This is a genomic window from Streptomyces sp. NPDC091972 (genome assembly GCF_044756385.1).
In the GTDB taxonomy this organism is placed as follows: domain Bacteria; phylum Actinomycetota; class Actinomycetes; order Streptomycetales; family Streptomycetaceae; genus Streptomyces.
This window is the reverse complement of record NZ_JBIVSV010000010.1, coordinates 248,888-268,889: the sequence shown is the minus strand read 5'-3', so window position 1 is coordinate 268,889 and position 20,002 is coordinate 248,888. Positions and strand designations below refer to the sequence as shown.

The 20,002-nt window shown below is 67.6% G+C and carries 21 protein-coding genes; 4 read left to right on the top strand and 17 right to left on the bottom strand.

The window, feature by feature from the left end; translation table 11 throughout:
• Nucleotides 1-33 precede the first annotated feature (33 nt).
• The 5 genes from ACIQJT_RS28320 to ACIQJT_RS28300 all read right to left on the bottom strand — a co-directional run bounded on the left by ACIQJT_RS28320 (nucleotide 34) and on the right by ACIQJT_RS28300 (nucleotide 5,557).
• Entirely contained in the window at nucleotides 34-1,419 is a 1,386-nt protein-coding gene (locus tag ACIQJT_RS28320) for a tyrosine-type recombinase/integrase (RefSeq protein WP_402648181.1), read from the bottom strand.
• A gap of 65 nt (nucleotides 1,420-1,484) precedes the next feature.
• On the bottom strand, nucleotides 1,485-1,685 hold the full coding sequence (locus ACIQJT_RS28315) for a helix-turn-helix domain-containing protein (protein WP_280895332.1): 201 nt from the start codon (nucleotides 1,683-1,685) through the stop codon (nucleotides 1,485-1,487).
• A 496-nt stretch (nucleotides 1,686-2,181) separates the two neighbouring features.
• Complete coding sequence (locus ACIQJT_RS28310) at nucleotides 2,182-3,660, bottom strand: ATP-binding protein (RefSeq protein WP_402648178.1); 1,479 nt, start codon at nucleotides 3,658-3,660, stop codon at nucleotides 2,182-2,184.
• A 2-nt stretch (nucleotides 3,661-3,662) separates the two neighbouring features.
• A complete protein-coding gene (locus ACIQJT_RS28305) occupies nucleotides 3,663-4,490 on the bottom strand; it encodes a bifunctional DNA primase/polymerase (RefSeq protein WP_402648176.1) in 828 nt (275 codons plus the stop codon).
• Nucleotides 4,487-5,557 (bottom strand): DNA cytosine methyltransferase, encoded by a 1,071-nt coding sequence (locus tag ACIQJT_RS28300; RefSeq protein WP_402648173.1) that lies wholly within the window; start codon nucleotides 5,555-5,557, stop codon nucleotides 4,487-4,489. Before ACIQJT_RS28300 ends, ACIQJT_RS28305 begins: the two co-directional genes overlap by 4 nt.
• A gap of 118 nt (nucleotides 5,558-5,675) precedes the next feature.
• Here ACIQJT_RS28300 and ACIQJT_RS28295 point away from each other — a divergent pair, with 118 nt between their 5' ends.
• Entirely contained in the window at nucleotides 5,676-6,587 is a 912-nt protein-coding gene (locus ACIQJT_RS28295) for an HNH endonuclease (protein ID WP_402648170.1), read from the top strand.
• 10 nt (nucleotides 6,588-6,597) lie between these two features.
• Here ACIQJT_RS28295 and ACIQJT_RS28290 read toward each other — a convergent pair whose 3' ends face one another.
• The 8 genes from ACIQJT_RS28290 to ACIQJT_RS28255 form a co-directional block, all read right to left on the bottom strand.
• A complete protein-coding gene (locus ACIQJT_RS28290; protein ID WP_402648168.1) occupies nucleotides 6,598-7,050 on the bottom strand; it encodes a hypothetical protein in 453 nt (150 codons plus the stop codon).
• A gap of 169 nt (nucleotides 7,051-7,219) precedes the next feature.
• Entirely contained in the window at nucleotides 7,220-9,220 is a 2,001-nt protein-coding gene (gene traB / locus ACIQJT_RS28285; RefSeq protein ID WP_402648352.1) for a plasmid transfer protein TraB, read from the bottom strand.
• A 78-nt stretch (nucleotides 9,221-9,298) separates the two neighbouring features.
• Entirely contained in the window at nucleotides 9,299-9,874 is a 576-nt protein-coding gene (gene traA, locus ACIQJT_RS28280) for a plasmid transfer protein TraA (protein ID WP_402648349.1), read from the bottom strand.
• Between the two features lie 47 nt (nucleotides 9,875-9,921).
• A complete protein-coding gene (locus ACIQJT_RS28275; protein WP_402648165.1) occupies nucleotides 9,922-10,407 on the bottom strand; it encodes a hypothetical protein in 486 nt (161 codons plus the stop codon).
• Between the two features lie 60 nt (nucleotides 10,408-10,467).
• Entirely contained in the window at nucleotides 10,468-10,848 is a 381-nt protein-coding gene (locus ACIQJT_RS28270; protein WP_402648162.1) for a ParB N-terminal domain-containing protein, read from the bottom strand.
• Nucleotides 10,849-10,925: 77 nt separating this feature from the next.
• The gene (locus ACIQJT_RS28265) at nucleotides 10,926-11,306 is read right to left on the bottom strand and encodes an RRQRL motif-containing zinc-binding protein (protein WP_402648159.1); all 381 of its coding nucleotides are present in this window, start codon (nucleotides 11,304-11,306) and stop codon (nucleotides 10,926-10,928) included.
• Nucleotides 11,306-12,313 carry a DUF2637 domain-containing protein gene (locus ACIQJT_RS28260; protein WP_402648156.1) on the bottom strand — a complete coding sequence of 336 codons (1,008 nt, stop codon included), beginning with the start codon at nucleotides 12,311-12,313 and terminating at the stop codon, nucleotides 11,306-11,308. The genes ACIQJT_RS28265 and ACIQJT_RS28260 overlap by 1 nt, the downstream gene beginning before the upstream one ends.
• Entirely contained in the window at nucleotides 12,310-12,573 is a 264-nt protein-coding gene (locus ACIQJT_RS28255) for a DUF6284 family protein (RefSeq protein ID WP_402648154.1), read from the bottom strand. Before ACIQJT_RS28255 ends, ACIQJT_RS28260 begins: the two co-directional genes overlap by 4 nt.
• Before the next feature lie 856 nt (nucleotides 12,574-13,429).
• Between ACIQJT_RS28255 and ACIQJT_RS28250 the strand changes: the two genes are divergently transcribed.
• Both ACIQJT_RS28250 and ACIQJT_RS28245 read left to right on the top strand, forming a co-directional pair.
• A complete protein-coding gene (locus ACIQJT_RS28250; RefSeq protein WP_402648151.1) occupies nucleotides 13,430-14,185 on the top strand; it encodes a helix-turn-helix domain-containing protein in 756 nt (251 codons plus the stop codon).
• Nucleotides 14,186-14,188: 3 nt separating this feature from the next.
• On the top strand, nucleotides 14,189-14,662 hold the full coding sequence (locus tag ACIQJT_RS28245; protein WP_402648149.1) for an NUDIX domain-containing protein: 474 nt from the start codon (nucleotides 14,189-14,191) through the stop codon (nucleotides 14,660-14,662).
• On the opposite strand, the gene ACIQJT_RS28240 is transcribed toward ACIQJT_RS28245, so the two are convergent.
• Both ACIQJT_RS28240 and ACIQJT_RS28235 read right to left on the bottom strand, forming a co-directional pair.
• Nucleotides 14,650-15,216: an HD domain-containing protein gene (locus ACIQJT_RS28240; protein ID WP_402648146.1), complete on the bottom strand. Its 567-nt coding sequence runs from the start codon at nucleotides 15,214-15,216 to the stop codon at nucleotides 14,650-14,652. The genes ACIQJT_RS28245 and ACIQJT_RS28240 overlap by 13 nt on opposite strands.
• Nucleotide 15,217: 1 nt before the next feature.
• Nucleotides 15,218-15,568, bottom strand: coding sequence for a GntR family transcriptional regulator (locus ACIQJT_RS28235; protein ID WP_402648346.1), 351 nt, complete (start codon nucleotides 15,566-15,568; stop codon nucleotides 15,218-15,220).
• Nucleotides 15,569-15,993: 425 nt separating this feature from the next.
• On the opposite strand from ACIQJT_RS28235, the gene ACIQJT_RS28230 reads away from it, so the two are divergent.
• Complete coding sequence (locus ACIQJT_RS28230; RefSeq protein ID WP_402648143.1) at nucleotides 15,994-17,727, top strand: ATP-dependent nuclease; 1,734 nt, start codon at nucleotides 15,994-15,996, stop codon at nucleotides 17,725-17,727.
• Between the two features lie 289 nt (nucleotides 17,728-18,016).
• Here ACIQJT_RS28230 and ACIQJT_RS28225 read toward each other — a convergent pair whose 3' ends face one another.
• Nucleotides 18,017-19,093 carry a sensor histidine kinase gene (locus tag ACIQJT_RS28225; protein WP_402648140.1) on the bottom strand — a complete coding sequence of 359 codons (1,077 nt, stop codon included), beginning with the start codon at nucleotides 19,091-19,093 and terminating at the stop codon, nucleotides 18,017-18,019.
• Nucleotides 19,086-19,781: a VanSc-type vancomycin resistance response regulator transcription factor VanR gene (vanR-Sc, locus tag ACIQJT_RS28220; protein WP_402648137.1), complete on the bottom strand. Its 696-nt coding sequence runs from the start codon at nucleotides 19,779-19,781 to the stop codon at nucleotides 19,086-19,088. The genes ACIQJT_RS28225 and vanR-Sc overlap by 8 nt, the downstream gene beginning before the upstream one ends.
• Between the last annotated feature and the right edge of the window lie 221 nt (nucleotides 19,782-20,002).

The following is a 20,002-nucleotide window of genomic DNA, read 5'->3' as shown; positions in this document are numbered from 1 at the left end:
AGCTCAGACCTTGTCTGAGCTGGGCTTTTTCGTTCAGCGGATGCGGCGACGGCGGCGGGCGCGGGCTGCGCGGCTGTCCGTGGTCTCAGTCCTGGTCTCAGTCGGGCGTTTCTGGCCGGGCATGAAGGCGTCTCCCATGCGGCGCATCGCGTCCTTCGAGAGGTGGGATCTGCCCTTGACGTACCGGCGGGTCTGGCTGATCTGGGTGTGCCGGAGGATCTCCATGATCGTGGGCATGTCCACCCCGAGTTCGTTCAGGATCGTGCCGGCTGTGTGGCGGCTGCCGTCGTAGAGGCGGCGGTCGTCGATCCCTGCCTCTTCCAGCAGTTCCTTGAATTCCTTCCAGTCCTGGCGGGGGTCGAGGGGGCGGCCGTCCGGGCGCGTGAAGACCAGCTTGTGTTCCTGCCACTCATCGCCGGCCGCGGCGCGTGCTTCCTCCTGCTGCGCCTTGTGCTCGCGCAGGTAGGGGATGAACGGCGGCGGGATGGGCACGGCGTTCCTGCTCTTCTTGGTCTTGGGGCGGGTGAAGACCAGGCCCCCGCCCTTGCGATCCGGGCAGACGCTCGCGTGTTTTGTGCAGTCCTTCGGGCACGGTTTGGGGCACCCGCGCTTGTAGTTCTTGTGCGTCGTGCAGTCCGGCGGGCACGGATCGAAGCGGTGGAGGCGCCCGCCGCAGGCGTGGGGGTCCTGGCAGCCATGGCGCCACGTGAGCCGCTGAAGCTGCCACTGTGGGTGGAACAGCTCGTTGTCGAGGTCGACGTACGGCCACCGCAGGCCCAGCGTCTCGCCCTGTCGGAAGCCCATGCCGACGCCGATGCACCACCGCATGAAGGTGGGGCGCTTGGCGGCGGCCTTCAGGAATGCCTTTGCCTCGTCCGTCGTGAACGGGTTCGCCTCGGTCTCATCCACTGTGGGCGGGTCCACGAGAGTGGCCACGTTCTCGACGATGAGCCGACGACGGTGAGCAATTTTCAGGGCGCGGGAGAGGATGCGGTGCACCTTGAGGACGTGGGAGGAGGCGTGACCCTCATCGAGCATCGCGCGGTACATCCGCTCAAGGTGTTCCGGCTGAAGCTTGTCGATTCGGTGCTTGCCGATACCGGGGATGATGTCGTTCCTAGTTTTGGACCAGTAGTCGTCCAAGGAGCGCGGTTTCAGCTTCAGGCTCGCGATATCGGTCAGGTAGGTGGTCATCCACCCCTCCACGGTCGGCTTGCGGCCGGCCTTGGGTGCGCGCCCCTTGTCGCGCAGCGCCTCCAACTCGCGGACCTTGCGCTTCACTTCGGCTTCCGTGCGGGCGCGGCGGTGGCGGCGGTCGGGGCTGCCGTCGTCCTTGACGCCCATGGTCACGCGGCCGTGCCACCAGCCGTCGTTGCCCTCGTAGATGGACGACTCCATGTTCGCGTTGCGGGGGCTCATGTGCTCCTCCATGCGAGAGGCGGCCCCGAACCTGTGGTCCGAGGCCGCCTCAGGGTGCGTGTGGGTCAGTTGGGCATCGGTTCGAGGCTGTTCACGAATGCCTCAAGGTCGCTCCGGCGGATGCGGCGGGAGCGGCCTCGCTTGACGTACTTCAGGGCGCCTTCGGCCATCAGCTCGTAGACGGTTGAGCGGCCGAAGCGGAGGACCGTGGCGGCCTCCTCGGGGGTGTAGAGCAACTGATCGGCGGGGGCGAGGGCGGTACTCATCGGGGCGTATCTCCTCGGGGTCGCTCGGGGGTGCTCCGGGACAAGTGGGTGCTGGTGCCGTGAGGCGAGGGCAGGAGGGAGCCTGCGTGTGTCCGAAGTTCGGATTTCTGCGTCACCGCGTCACCTGCGTCATTCAGGCCGCTGACCTGCGGTTATCGGTGACGTAGCACGGTGGGGTTGCGTCACCGCCGCGTCACCTGCGTCACCGGGGGGTGACGCAGGTGACGCACGATGACGCAGACGGATCGGCTCTGCGTCACCGCCTTCTCTGCTGGTCAGTGGCCGTTTTCCGGCGCGGGTGACGCAGGTGACGCAGCGTTCCCCTACTTAGGAAAGAGAGGGGGTGGTGTCTGTTGTTGTGCGCGGCTCAGCGCGTGAAGAAGGGGCCGCTGCGCGGCGCGTCCTTGGGGCGGTGCTGCGCACCGAACGGCAAGAGGAGCACCCATCGCCGCGTCGGCCCGGGTGCTCTTCTTGCTGTTGTGCGGTGACCTCGTGGTCAGAACGCGGCCTCCTGTTGCGGTTCGGGTGCTGGCGCGGGTTCGGTGAGCTCGATGTAGCGGGCCGTTTTGGTGCGTCCCCAGTCCACGATCAGGCCGCGGGCGGCGAGGGTGGGCTGAAGGCGCTTGAGCCGGTCGGAGAGGACCTTGCCGGTGGTCGGCCACCCCTTGGGCAGCGGGCGGCAGTCCTCGCCGCTGTAGAGCCGGGTGAGCAGGTGCAGCCACTCCGCGGACGTCATCCGCTCCTGCGCCCCGGGCTGCATGCCGGCCGCGTACTGGAGCACGGTCTGCGCGAGCAGGTCGCCCTCGATGACGTCGTCGTTGAGGTCGTCCAGCCCAGCCCGGTAGGCCGCCAGCGCCCCGAGGCCCATGGCCTGGTCGAGCTGCGCGCACAGGTGGGCGAAGTCCGCCATCCGCAGGTCGGTCGGCGTCTCCGCGGTGGCCGCACGCACCTTGACCGTCAAATCCAGCAGGGAGCCGAGCATCACGGGCAAGGCTTCCGCGTACTCCGCCCACAGCTCCGCTTCGGTGCGCCGCACCTTCGGGCGTTCCAGCCGCAAGGGCAGGAGGCGTTCGGCCAGGTCGGGGCGGATGACGCCCACGTCGATGCCGGTCAGCAGCAGGGGCCGGCGGTAGCGGGCGCGAAAGACATCCCCGTCGGTGAACAGGGCCCGTTTCACGGACTCGGCTCCGGTGACGATGCAGCACATCGCATCCGACAGGTCCGGGGTCATGTGGGAGAGGTTGTCCAGCGCGGTGACCCATCCCGCGGCCACGGCCGCGATCAGGTTGTCCTCGTCCTTCGGAGCCCGGCGCAGGTCCCCCGTCATGCCCTCGATGAGCCGAATCAGCATCCGCCCACCGGTCGACTTGCCCGCACCCTGCGGTCCGGTCAGGAACGGGGCGGGGACGGGCACGGAGGGTTCCAGGCAGCCGACCAGCCACGCCATGGCCAGGCACTCCGTCTCCGCGTTGGCGAAGTTGCACAGCCTGAACAGTGCGTCGATGCCCTTGCCGTTGGTGTCCTTGGCCGGCAGCGGCAGTTCCCCGGTGAGCTGAGTGCGCCGCCAGCACACCTCTGCCGGGTCGGGAACGGCGATGTCCCAACCGGTGGGGTGGATGCGCACGGACTGGCCGTCGTTGCGCCCCAGGTCCAACCAGGTGGCCCCGTCGAAGCCAGGGGCGACGCGGATGTGGACGGGCTGGACCTGCTCGGTGAGGGCGAGTGCTTCGATCAAGTCGAGTGCCTCCTTCATCGCGGTGCCGTTGAACGTGCCGAGTCCGTCCCTGAACAGGCCGACCATGAGTTCTTGGCGGTGGCTTCCGGTGGTGCCCTGGGATCGGATCGGGCGGGCCACGGGGTGGCCCTTGCGCTGTGCGTAGACGGTGCCGTCCGCGGTGCGGAAGTAGCGAAAGCGCTCCTGCGCGTAGTCCGCGATGACCTTCCGGGCCGGGTTCTTGTCGTCCTCGTTGTCCATGCTCAAAGCCCCAACCGCGTGCGGGCGTTGGTCCACGCGTCCGTGCAGTGCCGGACCGTTTCGCCCTTGGCCTGAGCGGCGGTGAAAAGGCGGGCGATGTGATCTGCGGTGAGGCAGCCGCACCGGCCATGCGTGGAGAGCACCGCCAGGAACGTTCGGTAGACCGTGTGGTGAATCGTGCTGCGAGCCTCGGTGATGCTCTGCTCCGCCATGGCGATGCCGCGCTCCAGGTAGGCGGGGGTGCGGTGGCGGCATTCCCCACCCCCGGCCGGCGCGGGAACCCTCACGGGAGCGGGGGTCGCGGGCTTGGCCTCGGTGAGCGCGCGCACCACGTCGGGCAGCGCCGTGATGGTGCCGGTGCCGGACCCGAGCCAGCGGGCGTAGGCCATCGTGGACTTGATGTCCACGCCGGGCCGCACGCCGTTGGCCGACGGCATCGTCCCCACGTAGAGCCAGTGCTCACCGCGGGTCGTGGGCACGGTCCGGGTGTCGGGCAGGGTGGCGCGGGCCCACGCGATGGCGTCGGCGTTGTCGCAGTCCACGACCGTCAGGCCCGCCCCGCCGGGGTGGTAGGCCACGGCTGCGGCACTCTGCCATGCGCTCGCCCATGCCGGCGAGGCGATGACGCTGGTGTCGGTGGTGGCGGCGGCCCAGCCGTGGCAGGGAGCCGGGCAGGTGCACGGGCCGGGAGTCTTCATGTTCGGCCGGCCGCCGCACGAGGTGTACAGGCACGCGGGGCAGTTGGCGAAGGGCACCTTGCCCTTGCGCAGCGGCAGCACGGGCAGCCCCTCGGCCGCGAGCTGGAGGGCGGTGCGCAGGTGCTCACTCATGCCGCCACCCCCCACGCGTTGCCCGGCTTGGCCGTACGGGAGGGCAGGAGCAGGCCGTAGGCGTGTCGGCCCTGTTGGGGCACGACGCCGTTGCCGATGATGCGGAGCTGTTCCTTGCGGGGTATGCCAGGCACGGCGGTGACCCAGCCGGCCGGCAGGCCCATCATCCATTCGGCGAACGCGGGCGACAGTCGGCGGTTGCCTCGGGTGCCGGTCTCGGTGGGGCAGGGCGCGGCCTGGCCGGTCACGCGTTCCCAGCGGCGGATGGCGGGCCCGTAGTCGGTGCCGTCGGTGGCGATCCAGCGCTCGTCCAGGCGCACCGCCTGGCCGGGCAGGTAGTAACGGCCCTGGGTGTCGCGCTGGTTGGGTCCGCCGTGCGGTCCGTCCGACGCCTTCGGGGTGGGCAGCAGCCTCAGTCGGCGGGCGGGGGCGGCAGCTTGGTCACCGCCGTGCGCAGGTTCATCCCGCCCCGCCGTTTCGGGCTCGTGCCGGGGCCCCCGGTGCCGTCCGCCGTGGTCGGGGTCGGCATCAGCGGGATAGGCGAGGCCGAACCAGCGGTCGCGCTCGTGCGGGGCGCCGACTTCGGCGTCACCAGCTCGTAGACATGTCCACCGCGCGTCATACCCGATCGTGGCCAAGTCTTGGGCGACGACGTCCAGCCCCCGCGAGCGGAGCGCCGCCACGTTTTCCAGGAACACGAGACGCGGTCGAAGGTGGCCCACAGCCTCAGCGACGTTTTTCCAGACCCGCGACCACTGGCCATTGATCCCATCCCTTCGTCCGGCGTTGGAGGTGTTACGGCAGGGGAAACCGGCACTGACCACGTCCGGCCCGTACAAGTCACGAACCCAGTCCCAGTCGGCGCGGGTGATGTCCCCGAGGTTGGGCACGCCCGGGTGCCGGTGGGTGTAGACGGCGCTGGCGTAGGGGTCGTTCTCCGCGAAGGCGACGACCTGGCCGCCGATATGGGCGCGCACGGCGGCTTCCAGACCGCCGTAGCCGGCGCACAGGCCGACGATGCGGGGCAGCGAGCCGGGGGCTCGCCGGATGTCGGTGGGTTGCGTCATGCTGGGATGTCTCCAGCTCTGCGTAGGGAATCTGGACATGGGGCAGCCGCGGTCTTTGGCGAGAGGGCGGCTGCCCCGGCATGTGTGCTTGGGGGGCGCTGTGACGAATGCTTGGTTGATGCTGGCCGTGGGGGACGAACGGCGGCAGCACGAGGGAAACGACGGATACGACGACAACCCGCGCTACCACTACGTCTGGGACAGCACAGTCCCCAACCACGCTCGCGTGGCAGTAGGTGACGTGATTGCGTTGTGGGACAGCAAAGAGCTGTTAGGTGTCTCCGTCATCCATGACATCGAAACCGGGACCGAAGACAAGACGATCTATTTCTGTCCCGAGTGCAAGCGGGCCGGATTCAAACGCCGCCGTCGAGTGTCACCGGCATACCGGTGCTATCAATGCGAAGCCCAGTTCGACGCGCCAGGGCAGAAGACGAAACCCGTGATCACCTACCGCTCGCACCACGGCAGGAGCTGGATCAGGGGTCGCGGCCTGCTCGACCGTGACGCCCTGCGAAACCTGTGTGACTCGCCTTCTTCCCAACTGAGCATGAGGCCCCTCCGCTGGGAGAAGCTGCGTGACGCACTTCTTGAACTCGTCGGCGGGGAACTGCCGCTGGATATGGAAGACGACGAACGCGCTCCCTTACCCGGTGGTCACAAGGTCTCCAAAGTCCGGATGCGTGTGGGACAGAGCGCCTTCCGCAACCGCCTCCTGAATGAGCAGGGAGAACAATGCGCGGTCACCGGTGCGGCACCTGCGGCTGTGCTTGAGGCTGCTCACCTGTACAGCTACGCGGAATCCGGCGAGCACCACGACTACGGTGGCCTTTTGCTCAGGCGGGACATCCACAGGCTCTTCGACCTCGGCCAGATAGCCGTGGAACCGGAAACCGGGCTGATCGATGTAGCCCCGAGCCTCCGTCTCTATCCCATCTACGCGCAGTTGCACGGCCAGCCGCTGACCGTACAACTACGTCCTGAGCATCGCGTATGGCTCGAAGCCCATTGGCTGAACAAGCGGGCCTAGGCCTGACAACTCAGCCGTTGAAGTGGCTGCGCTTGATGACGGCTTTGCGGATGTTGACCGTGGTGCCGCCGCAGTGGCGGCTGGTGGTGCCGAAGATCTGTACGGCGATCCAGCCGCCGAAGATGACCGCGGCGAGGATGATGAGCTGGGTGATGAACGCGGTCAGCGCGGCGATGAACGAGGTGAGCAGCATCAGACCCCCGCACACCGCGCCGAACCCGATCCCTCCGAGCGCGATGTTCACCGCGGTCCGCGAGGCGGCCGGCCGCGTGTCGACGGGCACCGGGGCCGGCGCAGGGGTGAGGGCGTATCCGGTGACGACCTGGCCGTTGGGCAACACGATCGACTGCACGGCGGATGCCGGGTGCGGCTGTACGTGCGCGAGGGGTGCGGCGGCAGGCTGCATGGTGATCGGGATGGGGTGGTGGACTTCGACGGCCGCGGGCCGTTCGGAGTAGGCCACGGGTGATCCTTCCGGGTAGCCCGTGGACCCGCGCCAGGGAGTGTGACGCGGGTGCCCGGGAGGGGTGTCAGGCGGGTGTGCGGGGGTGTGACGGGCCGCTGTTACGGCGCGTCACACCCGCGCCTGCCTAGGGGTTTGGGTGTGACGGGCCCGTCACATGTGACGGATGTCAGGCGGCCGTGAGGACGGGGACGATGCGCCACCGGCCGGTGGTGTTCGTCTGCTCCAAGCGGCCTTCTATGGCCGCTTCCTTCAGCCGCTTGGACACCCAGGAGCGGGAGAGGCTGTGGCGGTCGCACCAGTCCAGGAAGTCCTTCGGGCCCACGATCATCTGTCCGGCCTCCTCGAACTCCTCCAAGGCTTGGGCGAACAGCTCCCGCGCCTCCTCCGGGGAGGGCTTGCGGCCGGCTTCCTGGCCGAAGATCGGGGCGTCATCGCCCTCCTCCGCGGCGGGCAGTTCGGCCTCGGGGTCGATGTGCTGGTCTTCCGGGTCCACGAGCAGCCCGCCCGGGTCCATGTCGTCCTCCTCGGGGACGGCCCGCAGTCCCGCCGGCTGCGGGGCAGTGCCGGTCTCGGCCGTGCGGCCGGTGTAGGCGTTGCCTGCGACCGCGGAGGCGGCGCCGGCGGTGATGGGGTCGGCGGTGGCGCCGTTGCGCTGTGCCCAGGTGGCCAGCAGCTCCATGACGGGCACGGCCCGCTTGGTGAAGCGGCGGGTACGGCCCGGGGAGGCGTAGCGGTCCTCGGGGATGCCGGGAGAGACGACGTAGCAGTAGCCGGGCCGCCGGTTGCCCCACGCCCCCGGGTGCGCGCCCTGCGCCAGGACCTCATCCGGCAGCGCGAATCCCTCATCCCGCGCGTCACAGCCCAGCGCGATCACGGACGGCAGGGAGGCGCGGGTGGAGGTGGACATCTGGTCGTAGGACGGCCGCTGAAGCGACACGATCAGCGAGACGCCGGCGGAGCGGGCTTCCTGCGCGATGCCGGTGAACGCGTCGTCTCCGAGGTTGCGCAGGGTGTTGGCGGCCTCCTCGAACCAGGCCACCAGGAACGGCATCCCCGCACAGCCGCACGCCGTGCCGTCGGTGCGGCAGGAGTGCTCGGGGTCGTTCTGCTGCTCTGCTGCCGCGGGCACCCACTGGCGGTAGCCGTGGGCCCCGAGCCAGCGGGTGCGGGCCGGGATGACCGCTTCCACGGCCGCCACCATGACCTCGGTCTGGCTGCCACCCTCAGCGTCCCAGTCCAGACCAGCCCGCAGCGGGGCGAAGTCCTGAAACGCCTTGGGGTCGGAGAACCAGACGATGACGTCCCGGCGGGAGAGGATCTCCGTGAGCAGGTTCAGCGCGGCGTCGCCCTTGCCGGAGCCGGACTGGCCTGCGATCAGGCCGTGGGTGGAGTTGCGGCCCGCATCCGGGTCACCGGGCAGCCACATCACCAGCAGGGAGCCGTCGTCGTAGCGGCCGATGACCAGCGGCTCAGCGATCGAACCCCCCAGGTTCGAGGGGCCCTGCCATTCGACCACTTCGGACAGCATGTCCTCGGGGACGATGACGAGTTCGCCGCGGCGGTTGGAGTCGGGGTTGGGGGTGTAGCGGACCGCGGAGGTCGGCAGGTCCAGGGCGGAGGCGAGGTTGCCCAGTGCCTTGGCCATGTCGTCGTTGGTCTGCGATCCGGCATCCAGTGCGACGGGGGCGGTGACCCGGTTGGGTTCCACCTTCGCCGCACCGATCTGCGCCCGTGCGAGTCCGATCTTCTCCAGCAGGCCCTTGTCGCCGCCGGCGCCGGTGGCGTCGGGGGTGTGGCGCAGGGCCATGCGGATGTTCCAGGACAGCGCCACGACCGGGCCGCCCATCAGGAACAGGTCATCGATCGGTCCGGTGAGCGGTCCGGACAGGCAGGCCGCGGTCACCCAGGCGGAGCCGCATGCCACGGTGATGGCGGAGTGCAGGCGCCGCTGCTGGCTGGTGTTCTTGCCCATCCACCACGTGCTGCCGGTCAGTGCGACCGAGGCGAGGGTGAGGCCGACGCCGGCCCACGGGCTGTCGCCCCACTGCCAGTTGCCGACCGCGCCGACCAGACCGGTACCAGCCCAGCCGAACCATGGCGGCAGGTGCGGCTTGGCACGGTGCAGGAGGTAGGCGCGGATGGTGCCGTTCTCCGGGCCGCCCTGCATCTGCGTCAGGTAGCCGGGCACGCTCCCGTCGGGGAAGACGCTCATGTTGTTCTGGTCGCGGCCCATGGCCCAACCTCCTTACTGCTGAGCCCAGTTCATGACCGGCTGTTGCGGCTTGCGGGCGCGGTGACGGACCCGGTTGATCTCTTCCTCGAACTCCTGCTGGAACGTCGCGTAGCAGGCTGCGGCGTTCTTCGCGGCGTCCCGCAGGGCGTCGGCGGAGCGCTGCATCTTGCGCGAGACCTTCCGGGCCCTCACCCGGGAGCCGAACGCGCGGCCCTCCGGGTCCGGGACCGCGGTCAGTACGCCCTTGAGGATTTCGGCGCCCATGGCTACCTCGATGGACAAGGTCACGGCCGCGGCCCGCAGGGTGTTGCAGTAGTTGCGGACTTCTGCCGGGGAGCCGAACTCGGGGGCGGGCAGGAGGGATTCGGCTTGCGAGCGGCGACCCCCGCCGCGGCCCGCGGTCTTGTTGTTGTTGACGGTGACGTTGATCGGGGGGACGAAGGAGCCGCCCATCGCGCCGACGAAGCCGCCCACGGCGGCGCCCGCGTTGGTGAACTTGGCGCCCTTGTTCTGCGGGTTCGCGCCGCTGTTGCGCCGGGGGTTGGTGAAGGGCTGGCTTGCCTGGCGCCGGGCGAACTCATCGACCATGCGGGCGGAGGCGTTGCGGTTTGCTGCCATCGGGCAGTCTCCTCAAGTCAGTGGGTGCGGCGGACGATGAGCCAGGCGGACTGCGCGACGATCAGGGCGATGAGCCAGATCAGTCCGAGCGGGCCGGTCCACGGGCCGAATGCGGCGGCCAGGGCCGCCCACGCGCCGATCAGGGTGGCGAGCGCGCTCAGGGCGATGCGCCACGCCAGCGTGGAACCGTGACCGGGGCGCTGGTGCTGCAAGACGGCGAACCAGACCGCCGGCGCGAGGGCGAGCGGGGCGAGGACCAGGCCGGACCACCAGCCGAGCACGTGCAGGAGCGCGGTCACGACCAGCGCGAGCAGCGCGAGGGCGGTCGGGGCGAGCGCGGCGCGGAACGTCCACAGCAGCCGCCCGAGGAAACCCAACACCTCGCGGGTCAGCGACGGCCGGTCGGGCACGACGATCAGGAACGGCTGCGAGCGGCGCCCGCGCTGGCGCGGGATACGAACGGTGTGGACACCCGCGGCGCGGGTGCGGGTACGGCTGGACACAGCGAAACTCCCAGATTGGAGGGGTGATTGAAGGTGCTGTGCGATGCAGGGAAGACCCGCTCACCGAGGCTGCGGGCGTTCCGCCCGGCGGGACGCGGCGGATGCGCCGCTGTTCAGGCCGAGCAGGTGGAAGGGGAAGGGCTCGCGTTCCATCCGGACCCCGGACGCTTTGATCCAGTACCAGTGGAACGGGAACCAGGCCACGTGCAGCTCCATGAGGGCCACGGCCCGGTGGTGCCCGTCGCACACGTACACGTCCGGGTACCGGTCACTCACCCCCAAGATGATCGGCCGCAACAGGCCGTGCTCGGGGATGGACGCCTTGAGCTCTTCCACCTTGAGGTGGTCCTTGCCGGGCCGGGCGAACTGCCGGCGCGCGTGGCTCCATCGGTGGAAGTCGGTGGGGCGTATCTGCCGGTCGTTGAGGAACACGGTCCTCATCCGCCCGCGGTACTTCCCGCCCGCCCGACTCACAGCGAGGCTGGACACAGCGAAACTCCCAGGTGTGGAGGGGGTGTTCAGGCGGCGCGCTGTTCTTCGGCGACCAGGCACAGGCCGCAGATGCCGTGCGAGGTGGGGATGCAGTAGCCGACGTCGAGGCGGCAGCGCGGGCAGGTGCGCCGGGCGAGCATCGCCAGCGCCAGTGCGCCCCACTTGCGCGACGTCATCGGCCTCACCGGCTTGGCCAGGTCCTCGCGGTAGAGGAAGGCGACCCGGGCGCCGTGGTGACGGTTGAGGATCATCACCTGTGCGGCGATCGGCTGCCCGCCGGGCCGTAACCCCTTCACACGGAGCTGGCGGCGGGTGGCGTAGCCGGCAGGCGCCATGCGCCACGGATAGGTCGGTATGCCGAAGCGGGCCCCGTTCGGGTCGAAGCACTTCGCGTAGGCGGTGGCCATCAGACCATCGCCCCGTCAGCCTCGAACGTGGGGTGGCTGGCATCGCGGAACTCCTGATAGCGGGTGGACACCCACCCCACCGACCAGCCGCACAGCTCGGCAGCCGAGCGCACCGACAGGCCGGCCTCGAACGCGGCCTGCACCCTCGCCCGCGCCTGCTCCTCGGGAAGCTTCTCCGTGGCGGGCCCGGCGGCCAGCAGCGCGGCGCGTTCACGCTCAGCCTGTGCCTGCCGCTCCGCCTGTTCACGGCGTTCACGCTCCGCCCGCGCGGCCCGCTCCCGTTCGGCCTGTTCCGCGGCCTCGCGTTCACGGCGTTCACGCTCGCGGGCCTGCTGTTCACGCTCGCGTTCAGCGCGTTCACGCGCCTCCCGCTCAGCCCGCTCACGAGCCGCCGCCTGCTCCCGTTCCTCGCGGCGGGCCCGCTCCTCGCGCTCAGCCTGCTCACGGATCAAGCGGGCTTCGTGTTCACGCTGTTCACGCGCCAACAGGGCCGCGTGCTCGCGCTCCTCGCGGGCCAACCGCGCGGCCGCCTCACGGCGCTCGGCAATCGACCGCTCGCGCGCTTCGCGCTGCGCCTGCTGCCGCGTCTCCAGCTCTGCCACAGCGGCGGCGATCGCGCGCCGGTAGGCGAGCCCGGTTTCCGCGGTGACGATCAACAGCAGCGGCGCCACCGCATGCACGGCCACCCCGACCATGTCGTTGTGCAGGGCAGAGTCGGCGACGTTGAGCGCGAGGGTCATGCAGCCGGTCATCCAGCGCAGCACGATCGGCCAGTGTCCGCCGTGTCCCCCGAGCCGGGCCAGCACCGCATCCAGGCGGACCACGATGACCACCGCGGCATCCACCACCAGCGGCAGGATCGGCGCCGTCCACTTCCACTCATCGGGGGTGTGCGCAGCAGCGAGCGGAGTGACGGTGAGGATCGAATACAGCATCGCCCCCGCCACGATCAGCCACGTGCCGACCGACAGGGCCCGTTCGGCTGAACGGATCTGAACAGCGTTCACGCCCCGACCCCCGAGGCCGTGACCGTGTGGTTGATCAGCTCCACTCGCGCGGCCAGCGCGCGGCGGCGGGCCCGGCGGATGCGCCGCTCATCCAGCTCGGTCGGGGTGCGGTCGAGGGTGGCGATGTGCGCGTCGAGCAGGTCGATGTCCGCGAGGATGACCGGCATCTCCCGGTCGATCGCCTCCAGCTCCGCATCCGTCGGCTCCATGAAGTCGGCGAACGCGGTAACAGCTTCCTGAACAGTGACGATGTGGTCCATTGGGTCGTGGTCCTCCCAGAAGGTGAACGGCCCGAACAGCGGCCCCGGTGTTCCAGCACCGGGGCCGCGCGCCGTTGAAGTCGGAAGATCCGGCTCCCCGCGCTCCCGTCCGTCCCCCGGCCGCGAAGGCGGAACGAGGTACGGGCGGGAGAGGCAGCCGGCCGCAGCGTTCAGCGCTGCGAAGCCAGGGCGGACCGGAAGAAGGAAGGCGCCGCCGACCGGTCCGTCGCGGCGGCGCCTTGGTATGTCGTCGGCTCATGCCGACCTCCCGCGATTCGCAGGGACACGGCTTTCACCAGCCCGCCGTTGCCACAGCGGACCGGCCCCGAGCTGGGAACGTCGGGCGCGTCATCGTCACTGCTCTGACGCCAGCAGGGCGGCGCGCACCAGGTGGCACCCCGGGAGCCGCACGCCGTTGAAGTCGGTGAATCCGGCTCCCCTCAGCGCCGCTCGTACGAGACGAGCAGCGGAGGCAACCGGCCGCAGCCGAGCTGCGGAAAGGTCGGATTGCGCTATACCGCGCACAGGACAGGACCCATGCGCGCCCGCCCTCTTGCTCGCGGAGGTGGGACGGGATTTCCTCAGCACTCTGTTGAGTTCTCAACCAACGTGCGCTCACTTCGTACTCACCCCTTGCAGGGCTTTCCTCCGAACGCTTCATGCAGTACCTGTTTTACAGGTACTGCATAGGGTTCCGTCAAGGGCGCTGACCGAACCTCATGTGTTTCGCGCCGGAACTTCCTGGCGCACAATCAGAATCGCTCCAGGTCAGGGGAGTTGGTCACCCCGCCCGTGGACAGCTCTGAATCATCTGGCTACCGTCAAGAAGTCCCTAGAAGTCCGTGCGGGAGTGACGATGTCCAACGAACGGTTGAGGTCTGCTCTGTTGGCACGCGGCATGACGATTCAGGATCTTGCGGAGCAGATCGGCGTGATCCCTAAGACTGTCGAGCGCTGGGTCACGCAGGGGAAGGTGCCGTACAGGCGCCACCAGTACGCAACAGCAGCAGCACTCTGTGTTGACGTGACGATGCTGTGGGACGACTCCCGGACTCAGGAGTCCGCGGCCGACCTGAGCAAAGCGGAGATCGTAACGGTCTACCCGCATCGCCACGTCGTACCGACGGACTTGTGGCGGGAGATGTGCGAGCGTGCCAAGGAGTGCATCGACATCCTGGTCTACGCAGGCATCGGCCTTGCGGAAGACCCGCGCTTCCTCTCGGTCCTCGCAGCGAAATCGAAGAGCGTCTCGATTCGCGTCCTGATGGGCGACCCCGCGTCTGAGGCGGTCATCCAGCGCGGCATCGACGAAGGCCACCGCATCATGGACGGCAAGATCCGCAACGCCCTGGTCAACTACAGCCCACTGTTCACCAGCCACCCCGACATCGCGTTCCGCCTGCACGACACCGTGCTCTACAACTCGATCTACCGTGTGGATGAGGAGATGCTGGTCAACACGCACGTGTACGGCATCGGTGCGTACATGGCTCCGGTACTGCACCTACGGCGGCTCCCCGGTGCCGGGCTCTTCGACACCTTCGCCAAGAGCGTGCAGCAGACCTGGGAAGGCGCAAGGCCAGTGACCGAACACGACCTCACAGGAGCATGAGTCATGGGACGCATTGACTACCTTCACGACCCCGACGCCCCGCCGGCTAACTCGGTGGTGCCCTCCGTCGTGGCGTTCGTGCAGAACGATGTGGGACAGGTGCTGATGATCCAACGGTCGGACAACGGCCGTTGGGCCCTGCCCGGCGGCGGACACGACGTCGGCGAGTCCATCAGCGACACCGTGGTGCGTGAGGTCTGGGAGGAGACGGGCGTCAAGGCCGAAATCGTCGACGTGTCCGGGATCTACACCGACCCTGGGCACGTAATGCAGTACGACGACGGCGAGGTGCGCCAGCAGTTCAGTATCTGCTTTCGCGCCCGGCCGGTTGGCGGTGAACTCCGCACGAGCAATGAGACGACTCAGGTCCGCTGGGTCGACCCAGCGGACCTGACAACGTTGGACGTGCACCCCACGATGCGGCTTCGCATCGAGCACGCCATGGACCGGACGCGTCCGACCCCCTACATCGGCTGACGCTTGGCGGCGCCGACGCGTTCGAGCACACGTGATGTGCACGCCAGGATCTCAGGTTCGGCCCGGCGGATGAACTGCCCGATCAAGCTCTCCGGACCGTACCGTCCGGCGATCTCATTGATCCGATCGATTGGGTTCGTGGCTGTGCCGTCGGGCGTGGTGTTCATATCGCAGTAGCAGAGAGCATCGTTCAGGTGCGCGCTCTCCCGGGGAAACTCACCCTCCAACTCCTCGCGCATGCCACGGGCTTCCGCCTCCAACCAAGCACAGGAGTGATGAGCCACCAGGTTGGTGACCCGTGCGTCAGCGTTGGCTACGTCCCGGAGGTAGCGGGCGCCGTCCAGCGGGTGAAATCCCGTCTTGGCCAGGTCCGGCGCATAGCCGATGTCGTGCAGTACCGCCGCGGCCTCCAGCAGATCCGCGTCCTGGCCAAGAACAAGAGCGATCGTGCGTGCCCTCTCGGCGACTCCTAGACAGTGGTTCCACCGCCGGGGTAGCGGCTCGGCGAGCAGGGATTCAGCCAGGGGATAGGCCCACTCCGTCAACGTCGGCAAGCTACGTACGCTCCTCTCGGGTCGGCACGGCGCGGACTGTCCGCACCCTGCCCTGCCCTGAATTCGCCAGCACGCCGGCGGCCTCCAACCTGTCCAAAGCCTTGGTCACAGTAGGCCGCGATACTCCGAACCTTTCGGCGAGCACGGAAGCACTTGGGAAAGCTTCCCCTACGTCGAGTCCGTCAGCCGCGATGACGTCTGCGAGCCGCTGGTCGAGCGGACGCCGGTCGACTTGATCCCCTGAGCGCACGACGCGCCACCGCTCGCCTGGCGCAGGTTCAGCCAAGCCTTCCTGCCGCAGTACCCCGTATGCGCGAACGGCAACGCCGCGTGAGACGCCGTGTTCGCGCATGACCTCGGTCAGGGACGGCAACTCTGTCATGGTGGGTTCTGCTTCAAGCCGGGCCTTCACAGCGTCCGCGACCTTCAGGAAGGTCCCTCGGGGGCTGGCCTGCTGCGACACGCGCTCTCCCTCCCAGTCTCCTAGCTGTCCGTTCAAGCTTCCCATGGCTACCGCCGGCAGGGTGATGCTGTGCGCTGCTCTCCAGACTCGCACCGCCCTCGACTCACGAAGGCTCAGCAGCGGGTCACTAGGGGGAGGGTCGACCACCCTCTGGCTAGACATCGCGAGGGCGAGCGGACATTAAGGTCCTCGCCTGATCCGCAGGTTGCCTGTTCATTCAGGTGACAGAAGTAGTCCCCCCGCTGTGCGATGGCGGCGTAGGGCCGGTATCAATTTTCCAGACAGGGAGCTACTTAAGATGCAAGAGTAGGAGCATGACGCTTCTCGATGACGGTAGCTACAGGCCCCTGACAATTTTCACACGTGACGTCTTCCCGCTGGTCGACGCTGATGCCACGGATTTTATCAAGATTGAGCAATGGTCTAATCCGATCACGTATTTTGTTGGCCCGAATGGCAGTTGCAAGTCGCGGACTATTCGGGCAATCTCGCAAAAGCAGCCAATGGAAGGGGTGAGAATTCTATCCGCTGATCGACTTGTGGGGTTGATGCAGTTTGCGCATTACAACTGGGGCGCGAAGGTTCTCCCCAATTTTCGAGGACTCCCGCTTGGGGATCAGGAAAAGGGGCAGGCGCTCAGGGAAACCACTAGCTCTGGACAAGCAAATTCGGAGCTGTATTCCCTTCGTGATGAGCCCGAAGTCTGGCTCCGAGTTGTGGCTTTCCTGCGACGTGCACTGGGTCGGTATGTTGATCTGCGTGAAACATCAGGGTATCTGGACCCCTATGTCAGGATCGGTGATTCTGAGTTCTCTCTACTTCGAGACGAGGGTCACGGCCTAAAGGAGCTTACCGTTCTTCTCGCGGCTATCTACCGTAAAGACTGGAAGCTTCTTGTTGTCGATGAACCCGAGTTGCATCTTCACCCCTCTATGGCGCGCCTTTGGTTGAGTGAGCTACGAGCAACTTGCGTGAACCTAAATCGCCGGGCAATCGTCGTCACTCATGAGCCTTCATTGATTAGGCCCAAGTCAAAGGGGGATCTTGACTCTATCTGGCACTTCCCTGTCGGAGCGGCACCGCTTAATTCTAAGACTCGGCCGGTCAATTTGGGGGCGTGTGTATCTCCTATGCAGGAGGGCCGTGTTACTGCATCCCTGCAAGAGAACCCGCGATTGGTCAGTCAGCTCGTTTTTTCTCCGCGCCCTGTCTTGGTTGAAGGGGTGCACGACGTGACCGCTCTAAGTGTTGCCCTTAATAGGATCTCACCGCCGGAGGTAGTTGCCCAGACGGACTTTGTCGAATGCGGAGGTAGCGGAGGTGTCGCATTGTGGTACGAGATTGCCAGTAAGATCGGTTTGGACTTCCGCGCTGTGGCGGACCTTGATGCATGTTTCGCCCCTGAAGTTAAGCGTGCAATGGACGCGTCAGATAAAGTCACGCTCGGTTACAAGAATGAACTCGGCGCAGAACCAGCTATCACGGCCCAGGTCATCAAGCAGCTTATTGCTGCAATGGATAAAGCTGGAGTGGCCAAGGATCCGAAAAGTAGAGCCAAATGGCTCGCGGTAGACGTTCCAGAGGAATCTGGTAATTATATCCTCAAATCCAAGCTTCTCGAAATCTGGAAAGATGCTGGCCTGTGGTTGCATCCACAGGGAACCCTAGAAGATGTTCTAGGGGTAAAGGATAAGGGCGTGACGCAGGCCCGAGTGGCGGCTCAATCGCCGGGACCCATCGACGCCGTCGCCAGATGGAGTTCATTTGCAATGGACACGTTGGGTGACGTTAAGCTCCTACTGAGTGTTGCTGTCGAGAGAATTGCGCACGCAATTATGGAGGAGCTCAGGGAAATGCCTACCAGGCAATTTGAGCGTCCTGTGGGGCCAACGTCTGCGGTTGACGAAAAACTAGTTAGAGTTGAGCCATTGGGTAATGGGGTCCATCGAATCGTCGTGACCGCCCCCGCTGAGTACTCCGGCTACTGGCTGGAATTCTCGCGCGATACTCCAGCGGCTAACCTAATTTTGAATCCTCCTTCCCAATGAATGATGCTAGTAACAAATGCCGTTGAGGGCGAGCGCCGCCGACCAGGACTGTTTGGTCTCAGTCGTGGTCTCAATCGGTGCAGTGGCCAGGCACGTCCGTGGTTGTCCGTAAGGGGCCCAGCACCTACCTGACCGGGAACGATGCCTGTCTTGCGGATGGCCACGGACGTCCCGGGACCAAGATCCGACAACTTGTAATGCGTAGGTCGTCGGTTCGAATCCGACAGGGGGCTCCGGTGAGGCCCGGGTCGGATCACTTCTGACCTGGGCCTCCGTCGTGTGCGGGCGGTCAGGCCGCCGGGAGTTCCACGTCGATGCGCAGGCCGCCGGCGGTGCCCGGGGTCAGGGTGAGCGTGCCGTCGTGGGCGTGGGTGATGGTCTTGACGATGGCCAGGCCGAGGCCGACGCCCGCGTGGTCGGTGTGGATGCGCTCGGTGCCGCGCTGGAACGGTTCGGTGAGGGTCGGGACCAGTTCCTCGGCGAGCTGCTCGCCGGTGTTCTCGACCGTGAGCACCGCCCTCCCGAGACGCACGCCGGTCGTGACCCGCACGGTGCCCCCCTCGGGCAGGTTGTGGACGATCGCGTTGTGCACGAGGTTCGTGGTGAGCTGGAGCAGCAGCGCCTGGGACCCCGTCGTCGGGGTGATGTCGCCGTGGGTCTCGAGGGTGACGCCGTGCTTCTCCGCGAGGGGCAGGAGCGTCTCGGTGGCCTCCTCGGCCAGCAGGGACAGGTCGACGCGTTCCCGGGTGAAGGAGCGCTGCTCGGCACGGCTGACCAGGAGCAGTGCCTCGGTGAGGTCGATCGCCCGGGTGTTGACGGTGTGCAGGCGGTCGATGAGTTCGGTGGTGTCGTGGTCCGGGTCGGTGCGGGCCACGTCGAGGAGGGACTTCGAGATCGCGAGCGGGGTGCGCAGCTCGTGGGAGGCGTTGGCGGCGAACCTGCGCTGTTCGGCGACGTGCGCCTCGAGTCGCGCGAGCATGGTGTCGAAGGTGTCGGCGAGTTCGCGGAACTCGTCGTTGGGGCCGGGCAGCCGGATCCGGTGCGAGAGGGAACCGGTGGTGGCCAGGCGGGTGGCGTCCGTGATGCGGTTCAGGGGGGCGAGCATGCGGCCGGCGAGGATCCAGCCGCCGAGGAGGCCGAACACCAGCAGGAACGTCATCGCCGCGACCGCGGTGGGCGCGAAGGCCTTCAGGAACATGGTGGCCGGAGTGGCTTGCACCGCTCCCGCCGAGTTGAACGCCGGTTCGCCCTGCCGCAGCAGGAAGAAACCCACGGCGGCGATCAGCAGGACGCCCGCGAGCAGGAGGAACCCGGCGTAGCTGAGGGTGAGTTTGAGGCGGACGCTCAGACCGGGCGGCCTATCCACGGTCGTCCCTGTCGGGTCCGGTGCCCGGCTGGGTGTCGATGCGGTAGCCGACGCCCGGCACGGTGGCGATGATCCAGGGTTCGCCCAGCCGCTTGCGCAGGGCGGAGACGGTGATGCGGACGGCGTTGGTGAACGGGTCGGCGTTCTCGTCCCACGCGCGCTCCAGGAGTTCCTCGGCGCTGACGACCCCGCCCTCGGCGCCGACGAGGACTTCGAGCACGGCGAACTGCTTCCTGGTCAGGGCGACGTAGCGGCCGTCCCGGTAGACCTCCCGGCGGAACGGGTCAAGGCGCAGTCCCGCGATCTCCCGCACGGGAGGGCGGTGGTGGGCGCGCCGGCGGTCCAGTGCGCGCAGCCGCAGCACGAGTTCCTGGAGCTCGAAGGGTTTGGTGAGGTAGTCGTCGGCGCCCAGTTCGAAGCCGGAGGCCTTGTCGTCGAGGCGGTCGGCCGCGGTGAGCATGAGGATCGGCATGCCGCTGCCGGAGGCGATGATGCGCTTGGCGATCTCGTCACCGGAGGGGCCGGGGATGTCCCGGTCGAGGACGGCGATGTCGTAGCTGTTGACGCTCAGCAGCTCCAGAGCGGTGTCGCCGTCGCCCGCGATGTCGGACGCGATCGCTTCGAGGCGGAGACCGTCGCGGATGGCCTCCGCCATGTAGAGCTCGTCCTCGACGATCAGCACACGCATGCCATCGATGCTACGAGCGGGCGCGTATCGCCGGCGTATCGAAAACCGCATACGGGCCGGCAACAGCGGGCCGCCTTGACTGGCGGTACGACGCGAACGCCGGCGCGGGTACGCCGGCCCCGCACCGACCCGAGGACACAGCAGTGACCGACACCGTGACCGGCAGTGAGCGACGACAGGCGGGGGCGCCGGTGGAGACGGCGGAGCCCGCACCGGGCGGG